The sequence below is a fragment of the Microcoleus sp. AT9b-C3 genome (genome assembly GCF_036705485.1).
Lineage (GTDB): Bacteria > Cyanobacteriota > Cyanobacteriia > Cyanobacteriales > Microcoleaceae > Microcoleus.
The window spans coordinates 217,646-227,480 of record NZ_JAUBUR010000003.1 but is presented as its reverse complement, the minus strand read 5'-3'; the positions used below and the strand labels follow the sequence as shown (position 1 = coordinate 227,480).

The window sequence follows — 9,835 nt, the reverse complement described above, 5'->3', positions numbered from 1 at the left end:
GCTTCTTGAAATTGCGATTCTTTGCCTGCAAGCTGTACCTGAGTTTGTCCTAATTCTGTTTCTAATCCGAGGAGTTTCGCTAACGCTTCTTGAAATTGCGATTCTTTGCCTGCAAACTGTACCTGAGTTTGCCCTAATTCTGCTTCTAATTTTAAGACTTTTGTTAAAGCTTCTTGAAATTGCGATTCTTTGCCTGCAAGCTGTACCTGAGTTTGTCCTAATTCTGTTTCTAATCCGAGGAGTTTTGCTAAAGCTTCTTGAAAATTTGATTCTTTGCCTGCAAGCTGTACTTGAGTTGCTCCTAATTCTGTCTCTAATCCCAAAACTTTTGCCTGGGCCTGGTGAAATTGTTCTTGCCACTGTTTGAGTTCGGAAGAGCTAGTTTTTTGCTGTTTTTCCAGCAAGCGGATTTTTAGCCAATCTTCAAATGGCCAAATTGGAGATGCTGGGAAATGAATAACTTGATCGATCGCACCTTTCGACTCACTGCTCAGATTACCAGCTTTGGTTTCCAAAAGTTCATATAGTTCTAATGCTTCGGGAAAATATTTTTCTATTAAACTCGGTCTGTGACTTTTGACAATATCGTTGACTAATAAAGATTCTTCAAAATTGTCACCCGGTATTGCACTTAAGTTAACATTAAATTTTTCGTTTACTCGTTCGATAAAAAGTTCGGGAGTGTGGCCGATCGGGTAAACGTTGGCTAGCAGACAGCGATGGGGGAAACGTTCGTAAAGTTCTAAAACTTTTTGATTGTAGTGAATCCACATTTTTACTGCCATTTCGGGATTTTGCAGCAAGCTGACATCGGTTCCCCGGCGGTAAAGGGAATCGACGACTTCCCAGGGTGATCGATAAACACAGATAAAATTAGCTTCGGGGAGTAAAGTCAGCCAAAAATCCCAAAAAAGGGCTGTTCGCGGGTCTTTCCAACCCCAATGTTTGTGAGGAAGTTGATTTTGGTCGATCGCCCTTTTGGCGATTTCCACGTATTCTGCTGCTACCGGAATCGTTTTTTCAAACGTACATCCGAGTTCATCAATACCGTGCGATCGCAAAACACTTTTGTGAAACTCCACAAAATCAACATTCTCGAAATGACCTTTCACATTTCCGTCGGCCGGGCCCACTAACTTTTTGCCAATATCAACCCCGACTTTCTGAAACAAAGAAGCTGTTAAAGAAGTACCGGAACGGTGCATTCCGGTAACAATAAAAACCGACGGTTTGCTGTCATTTATACTCACAATTTATCTCCCTCGCCCTAACTCCCACACCAAATTTACTCGCTACTCTCCCGCTAAGCCCAGGGATCGCCTGACTTGAAACCACGCGCTTCTGAGCTTCCAGAACTTGCTGCTTTCCATTGCTAAAACTCGACACTTAGCTTGCTCTAGTTCTTGCTTGAGATTAGTTAGCTGATTTTGGGTTTTTTCCAACTGCATTTGCACAGATACTAACTGATTTTGAGTTTGCTCCAATTGCGTTTGAGCTGAAACTAATTGACTTTGAGCTTCTTGCAAACTTGTTTGAGATTCTTCCAGCTTTGTTTCAGTAATCATTAACTTACTTTGATTTTGCTCCCATTCTATCCTAGCCGACTCTAACTGAGTCTCGAGTAATTTAAGTTTTGTCTGAGTAGAACCCAATAAAGACTGCGATTGTCTTTGGTTAACCAGCGATTTAACAGTGCAAGTTTCCAGAATCCATTCCAAACCATAGTTATTGATTGCTTTGACTATTAACACATCCTGCAGCGCCACAGTGTTTTTTGGTAAATAGCACCTCCAACCCGACTGCAAAGCCCCATCATTTTCAAAATATCCAGCCACATCCGGGCGATCGTAAAAAGCTTCGCACCTCTGTACCACCTCGCCGTTTACTAGCACTTGCAGATCCTCAACTCGACCGCCGAAATTCACATCAGCTACCCATCCTTCCAGATACAAATTCTCCTTATTCGTAAAAGCAGCAACATCAATATATCCTTCCGGGTGATGATTGAATTTCAACTCCGAAAAATCTCTAACTAGCTCATTTGTGACAACATACAAATCCTGAAAGCGGCAGATGCCTTTTTTGATGCGGTGAACAAAAGCTTTGCCTCCGCTAACTCGCTCGACACATTCTCTCACAAACTTTTCTGTTACATAAGTTGTGCCGTATTCCTCCTTATCTAAAGACTGGCTTTCGCTTTGAGCACTAAACAAAATACCATTTGTCGGCATTTCTATATTGGGTAGGCGCAAACACTCATCGTGAACGCTGAACATCAAAATGCCGTTAGGAGTCAACAAATCGTACAAATTTTGCAACCAACTTGTAAAAGTTCTTTCCGGCATATGGCTGAAAAAAGAATTAGCCAGAATGCAGTCAAACTTGCGGTCAATTAAATAATTTTCTGGCTTTCCAGTTGAGACAATACCGTTGACCCCCAAGTATTCAGTTTGAAACTTAACCGCGTTAGCATAAATATCAGAAACCCAAATTCGTTCCGGCGGTATTTCCTGAATCAAAAATCTGGTAAATCGACCGTAACCGCAGGCAAAATCTAGAAAAGAAGGTACTTTTTCAAAACTGCCAAAATGCCATTCCACAACTTGTTTAACCGTATCCAAGATGCGACGCCCGATCGAATAATATCGCACCAAGGCCCGATCGCGATCGTCTTTGACGTTGTTCAAGCTGAACAAATACATTTCATCGTCTTCGCAGATATTCAGTTTAAAATTTTCGGGAAACTTAGCTTGATCTTGAATAAATGCTTTGATTACGGGATTTTGGACTAAATCTAAATTGATATCGCTCATTGTTTTTACAGAATTTTAGATAACCTCTGTTGACTGCTCTTTCACTAGAGAATCAGCATTAACAACAGTTAAACATGGTTCGATCAGCAAGTCAACGATGCCGTTACCGCAGGACTCAGTACAAGACTGAACTCTAAACATCGCCACATCAACGCAGCGATCCAGATAACTTAAATCTCCATCAACCGTTCCCACAACCCCAGCATTCAGAAAATAAACACCGGGATTCAGCAAACATTTAAACTGAAACTTCACTACAATTGTCGTTCCTGCTTCCACATACCTAACTGACTGAGTAGAAGCTTTCAAAGAAGCACCCGCCAACTCAAAACCGCTAATTGTTTTAATCAACATTCCAAACCTAACTTTGGAAGTTGAGCGGGAGAAAGTGACCGAGTAAGTATAAATATAATCTTGACGGCCGATCAAGTGATTTACCACATTTCCCTTCAGCGTCTCGATGTGAGGGTTGATAATTTCCGCTCCGCGAGACGGATACCTTACCGTATTCGACGGTATCATCCCCGGATCGTAAAATTCATCATAATATTCCTTGGGTTTAGAGAGATGTTGCTCCGGTTTAACTTCCGTCTTTGTGCTTTCTAAATTAGCATCCTGAAGCTGATCTTGACTTTCCTGTTTTGTCAGTTGGTTCAAAGCTCGAATATCTGACTTCAACCCCAGAACCTGATCCGGATCGGCATAAATCAGCTTTTGATACTTAGAAATTACCACCTTCGGCGTGTGAGCGAGCAGCAATTCACCGCTATCCATTAAAATTGCCGAGGTACAAAGTTGCACCACAGAAGTAGCAGCGTGAGAAACAAATAAAATTGTTCCCCCACCTTCCTGAATGCTTTGCAAGCGGGCAAAACACTTGCGTTGAAAAGCTTCGTCGCCCACCGAAAGCGCCTCGTCAACCACCAAAATATCTGGCTCGACGCTAGTCGCAACGGCAAAAGCTAGCCTGACAAACATACCGCTAGAATAAGTCTTGACTGGCTGTTCGATGAAATCGCCAATATCAGCAAAAGCAGCTATATCGTCAAATTTTTCTTCAGTTTCTTTTTGATTGAATCCCAGTAACTGAGCGTTAAAAAACACATTTTGTCGCCCGGTAAATTCCGGGTTAAACCCGCTTCCAAGTTCCAACAAAGCGGAGACTCGCCCTTTAACATCCACGCTTCCTGCAGTAGGAGTCAGCGTCCCCACAATTATTTGCAGGAGAGTGCTTTTTCCCGAACCGTTGCGACCGACGATTCCCAGAGTTTGTCCTTGAGGAATTTCCAGATTGATGTCGTGTAGGGCCCAAAATTCGTCAGCCAGTTTTTTGCTGGGGTAAATAATTTCCTTTAAGCGGTCTCCTGGACGATCGTACCGCTTAAAACATTTGGAAACATTTTTTAGTGAAATTACATTTTCTGTCATCCGATTTTAGATTTTAGATTTTAGATTTTAGATTTTAGATTGATATTATGGCTGTTCTCACTAAAAATAGATTTGTAATGAGGACTTTAGTTCTCTGATTTTTATGAGGACTAAAGCCCTCACTACAAACCTTGATTGAGATTTTAGATTTTAGATTGACTGTAGATATCAAATAAATTTACAGCACGTCAGCAAAAGCGGGACGCAAACGCCGGTAAACCGCCAAACCTCCACAAAATATAGCAGCAGAAATTAGCGTTGCGACACTCCATTCGCCCCAATGCTTAACTTCTCCAAGCAGTATGAGGTCTCGATAAACCTCTGAGATGGCGGCCATTGGATTCAGCCAAAATATCCACGCCCGCCACTCTTGGGGGATGATTGATGCTGGGTAGACGATCGGCGTCAAATAAAACCAAAAATTTAGAATAACACCTAATGTCTGAGGAATGTCTCGCAAAAATACAGTCAAGCCCGCTGTCAAATATCCCAAACCAGCAGTTATCAGCAACTGAGGCACCCACACCAGCGGCAGCAAGCATAAAGTAGCGTTGAGCTTTTGCGACGACACTGCTACTATCACAATCAAAGCTGCTAAACCCAGAGAACTTTCAATAAAAGCTGTAAAAATCGGCACTAGCGGCAGCAAACCGAGAGGAAATACCACTTTTTTCACTAAATTCGGCTGCCCCACCACCGATACTCCCGACTTGATCAAACCGCTGGTGAAGGCACTCCAAGGCAACAAACCTGCAAACAGCCAGACTCCAAATGTAATGTCGCTGTTTTCCGGGAAGCCTGCAAGGCTGAGCTTGACCTTGAGGACGATCGAAAATACATAAGTGTAAATCACCAATTGCGATAGCTGATTCAGCAGCGGCCACAAATTGCCCAGAATCGAGCCTTTGTATTGAGCTTCCAAGTCCCGGCGCACCAAGGTTGCCAGCAGATTCAGCTTCGCCCACCGCCGGGGCGTACTTGCCTGCCGCCGCCGGCCCAGCCTTCGGGCTTTTTGGGCAACTCCTTTCACCGTTCTCAGCAATTTTTTCGCCCTCGTTCACTACCTTCACACCTAAATCAACTCAAGCTACAATTGTGCAGCTTTTGTTAAACCGCAATTATTCCACAGCCCCGCCGCTTTGATCAAGCATCGGCCACCCTGGCTTGGGCTTCTTCTTTCGGCGTTGCTGATGTACGGTATGAAAGACTAAATATGCAAATCCTAGAAACCAGTATCTACAAAGCTTATGGATTTTCAACTTATTTTTTTCATACCCTGATTAAGCAACGCCCTTCGTGTTCATCGGGAAGTGTCACCCAGGTTTGGATGGCGTGCAGGATGGCTTCTTTACGGAGCTCGTCCTGGGGCGTGCGTTCGGAGTGGACAATGCCTCGCCCTGCCGTCATCTAGTTCACCGCACGCCTGACGGATTTCTTGAACACTCCCGACACTAACGACTAGCAACAAAGCGAAAAGTTAGGAAATTAAAGATATCCGGCTACTAAGAGACAAGTTGTGATATGGCGTGCAACTATTTTTTTGCCGATCTTCACCTAAGCTGAGCTCGATAGATTATGCAAGATCCGACTTTTCCGACTTTACGATCCGACTTTTCCGACTTACAAAGGCAGGGGAGAGGAAATATTATAGAGATAAGATGCGTCTCAAAAGCTGTGGAAGCAATTAATAGCATTTCATAACTTTTGAACGATACAGTTATTATCCAGGTTTAACCCTACAAAAGGGGGTTCTACTTAATTACTGACCTATTGTTCACAGTGGGCGCGATGATCGCACCTATCAGTAAAATTACGGCTATTGTTTAGCTCGTAATTTACAGAATAGTGCGTCCATCATTTTTATATCAGTAAATCCCCTATGGACGGAGGGATATAAGGATGTACCAATTCTCTCAAGAACTATTTGCTCTAGAAGTGAATAGTAAATTGGGGCATTTCTTCTCAAGCTTTTTCTACGTTACTCATGTCCAAAACCAGGAAATGTTGAATTTTTACCTTCCATTACCTTTTGTTTACACAAACTTTATTGATTTCCCTTGACAGGCATCTATCCAAAGAATTAAGCTAAATATGTCTAAAGATAGATGACCAACAAACAGACTGAGGAGTACAGCCGGCAAAAAGATTAAATTGAATCTACAGAGGGTAGTAGCTCGAAAAATCCGAGTATTACTGCTGCCTAGGCATTCAAGAGCGGACGTATGGGTGCAATAGCAGCGTCCGGCAAGAAATTTCGTACCGAGCCAACTTTTTGAAAGGTGCCGAAAGATTTGGGAGGACAATGGGTGCAGTTAGCTGTCTTCCAAGTGAAAGTGAGGGTTCGACCCACACAAAAGCAATATAGCGCGTCTAAATAAATGGTGTGATTTTTTCTAGGAACAATCCCCCGTTTGGTTGTCCCAATCGCTCCGAGATAGGTACTCTTGGCACTACCCCTATCCTATCTATTTAGATAAATGATTTAGGCTCGCTATACGGACAAATATTACCCATTTATGTCAAAGCCCAATGCGTTTTTTGAATTTTGTGAGGGTAATTAATAAATATATTGCTCCTTATAGATGGCTAGCTATCTTCCTTTGTAGCAGTCAGATTTTTGAGGCCGCATTTGAATCAGCAATGAGGATCAGCTTCAAGTTTATTATCGATGCAGCCATTGTTCCTCAAAATTATAGTCTTCTGGTTTGGATTTTATTGCTCTTGGGAGGCGGAGCGATTGTATTTATCGTTGTTGGCTTGCTTGGCGATTTTTTATCAGCTCAATTGGGCATTCTGTTACTCAACAACATCCGCTGTTCTCTATTTGAGCGCATCCAGAACCTTTCAATGGAGTTTTTTGGGCGACGTTCCGCCGGGGATATAATTAACTGTTTCCAGGCGGATGCAGAGAAGGTAGAAAATAGTTTCATCCTTGGTCTGCCAGTTGTTATTTTTTGCCTGAGTAACATCCTTTTTTCGGTAATTTTCCTATTTTCCCTTAACTGGCAGTTGGCTGTTCTAAGTTGCATCGGTTTGACTTTCTGTGCAATTGCACCAGCCAACGTTGCCCGTCGTGCCACCAAAGAAGGCTATCATCTGCGACAAAAGGAAGGACACATCGCCAGCGTAATCGAAGAGAATCTGCTCTCCCAACCCGTTGTCAAGATATTCGGTCTAGAAAAACGAGTCTCAAAAGATTTTTCTGCCCAGTTGAATGACTTGAAGCGAGTTTATGTCCGGGCGAAATTTCTGTCTAGCTTAGTGCAAAGAATTCCCAGTCTCGCTTTTGTCTTAGTGCAGCTTGTTATTTTGAGTATTAGCGCGGTGATGACCTACAGGAATTGGATTTCAGTAGGGACACTTGTCTCGTATCAGGTTCTATTGATCGGTTTGCATTCAACTATCCTCAACTTTACCTGGGGGCTGCCTTATTTAATTGATGGAGTGACAGGACTGCAACGTATCAATGATATTTTGGCGGAAATCCCTGAAGTTCAGGAAGCACCGGGCGCGATTGATTTGCCACATTTTCAGAGTGATATTTACTTTGATAATGTTAGCTTTAGCTACTCCAAAGATAGAGGGGGGGTGAAAAATCTATCGCTGAAGATTCGCCAAGGAGACTTTGCGGTATTTGTCGGTCAGAGTGGCGCGGGCAAAAGTACAATTGTCAATTTGCTGACACGATTTTATGACCCGGATAAGGGACGCATTCTGTTGGATGGAGTTGATTTGCGCGACTGCACTATACGCTCACTGCGTTCTCAAATCGGACTGGTTTCTCAAGAGGTGATTTTGTTTAATGGCTCAGTGCGGGAAAACATCCGTATGGGGTATCTGGAGGCAAGTGATGAAGAGGTAGAGGCAGCAGCGAAAGCCGCAGAAATTCATAATTTTATTTTGACTTTACCTCAAGGTTATGACACTCCTGTTGGCGACAGGGGGGGACAGCTATCAGGGGGACAACGGCAAAGAATTGCTTTAGCTAGGGCGTTGGTGAGAAATCCAGCCATTCTGATTCTGGATGAAGCCACATCAGCGCTAGACCCCGCAACAGAAGTGGAAATTATGACAACTTTAGAGCGCATTGCCCAGAAATGCACAGTGATTGTCATTACCCACAAAATGGCTCATGCGTTGCGTGCAGATGTCATGTTCGTGATGGATAAAGGGTGTCTCGTTGTTAGTGGTTAACCTACAGATTTGATTTAACTAGGAGGAATCTATGCCACAGTTTGGCAATCAATTAATAGAGAAAATCTCAATGTTACAAAGATTACCTGTGCCTAGCAGTAAGCTGTTTGTCTGGGCGTTTATTCCCTACCGCATTACAGAAAAAGGATGGGAGAGTAAAGACTACGACACCCCTGCGACTCGTCAAGAACTGGCAGATGTCTTTGCCGAACTCGGCATCAAGTGGAAGTGGCAGCCAATCACTTTTGAAAATAGGCACGAAGTTGTTGAGGAGGTGGCTGCTTCCAGCAAAGAGTACATTCCAATGGTACTGAACTTTTGTGCTGGGGATGAAGATCCTAACTATCCTGGCACTTGCGTCATCAAACTACTGGAAGCAAAAGGCATTCTCTTTACGGGTGCAGATTCTACCTTTGATTATCTCTGCTCATCTAAACTCAGAATGAAGCGTGCTTTTGTTGAGGAGGATGTAGCTACGGCTCCCTACGAAGTCATTGCAGACCCTAGCCACGTTCAGGGAGTTTGCGAACGTCTTGGTACTCCTTTGATTGTGAAACCAGCGATTTCTTTTGCAAGCCGAGGGATTTCTTTGCAGTCAGTTGTCGAAAGCGATGAACAGGTGAGTTTACAACTCCAGCGATTGCTCCAAGGACAGCATGATATGCAATTCCCGCCGGACAGTATTTTTGTGGAACGCTTCATCAATGGTCGTGAGTTTACAGTCTTTCTTTTGGGTTCCAGCCAGCAGCCAGAGAGTATCAAAATCTATCCACCTGCGGAACGGGTGTTTCACTCCAATCTCCCTAAAACTCAACGTTTTTTGGCTTACGATTGGTACTGGACAAAATATGAAGAGGGTTCTCTCTTTTCACCAGAAGAACCGTTTTGCCGTTACGGACTGGTTGGTTCTGACTTGCATGACAAGCTTTGTGAGTTAAGTAAGCTGGCTTATTGTGCAGTTGGTGGTAATGGATATGCACGGGTAGATATACGCATGGACACAGCCTCTCAAGAACTGTTTGTTTTGGAGGTGAATCCTAACTGTGGTATTTCTTCTTATCCTCTCTCTACGTTCGATGATAACGATCTTGGCGCTACTTCTGTTGGCACGATCTTGCACCTTGCTGGCATCCCGTTTCCACAACTGATGTCAGAAATGATCGCTGAGGCTTTTGCTAGACAGTCTACCCAGTTACAACTGGCGAACAAATCAGCGTGAAAGTACACCGACATTTATTGTCCTAGTCAAAAACTGAAGCTGGTGACAATTTCCTAAAGATTGGCTGTTTTAAAACAGTAAAACAGCCTTCCTTGATTTTCGATAAGTATTTTTGATTGAAGGCGATATCAACAAAAATGGCTCATTTTATCTTCTAGGGTAATTGATGAGCCAAATATTC

Annotated in this window: 6 protein-coding genes and 1 pseudogene; 2 read left to right on the top strand and 5 right to left on the bottom strand. The window is 43.3% G+C overall.

The window, feature by feature from the left end; all coding sequences use genetic code 11:
• The 5 genes and pseudogenes from QUB77_RS04460 to QUB77_RS04440 all read right to left on the bottom strand — a co-directional run.
• Positions 1-1,250: pseudogene (locus QUB77_RS04460) on the bottom strand (glycosyltransferase); the annotation flags it as partial.
• Between the two features lie 42 nt (positions 1,251-1,292).
• Positions 1,293-2,813 (bottom strand): methyltransferase, encoded by a 1,521-nt coding sequence (locus QUB77_RS04455; protein ID WP_333170039.1) that lies wholly within the window; start codon positions 2,811-2,813, stop codon positions 1,293-1,295.
• 15 nt (positions 2,814-2,828) lie between these two features.
• The gene (locus QUB77_RS04450; protein WP_333170041.1) at positions 2,829-4,241 is read right to left on the bottom strand and encodes an ABC transporter ATP-binding protein; all 1,413 of its coding nucleotides are present in this window, start codon (positions 4,239-4,241) and stop codon (positions 2,829-2,831) included.
• Positions 4,242-4,419: 178 nt separating this feature from the next.
• Positions 4,420-5,271 (bottom strand): ABC transporter permease, encoded by an 852-nt coding sequence (locus QUB77_RS04445; RefSeq protein WP_333170043.1) that lies wholly within the window; start codon positions 5,269-5,271, stop codon positions 4,420-4,422.
• 239 nt (positions 5,272-5,510) lie between these two features.
• Positions 5,511-5,648 (bottom strand): pirin family protein, encoded by a 138-nt coding sequence (locus QUB77_RS04440; RefSeq protein ID WP_333170045.1) that lies wholly within the window; start codon positions 5,646-5,648, stop codon positions 5,511-5,513.
• Between the two features lie 1,122 nt (positions 5,649-6,770).
• Here QUB77_RS04440 and QUB77_RS04435 point away from each other — a divergent pair.
• Both QUB77_RS04435 and QUB77_RS04430 read left to right on the top strand, forming a co-directional pair.
• On the top strand, positions 6,771-8,435 hold the full coding sequence (locus QUB77_RS04435; RefSeq protein ID WP_333170047.1) for an ABC transporter ATP-binding protein: 1,665 nt from the start codon (positions 6,771-6,773) through the stop codon (positions 8,433-8,435).
• Between the two features lie 70 nt (positions 8,436-8,505).
• On the top strand, positions 8,506-9,654 hold the full coding sequence (locus tag QUB77_RS04430) for a hypothetical protein (protein ID WP_333170049.1): 1,149 nt from the start codon (positions 8,506-8,508) through the stop codon (positions 9,652-9,654).
• Positions 9,655-9,835 lie beyond the last annotated feature (181 nt).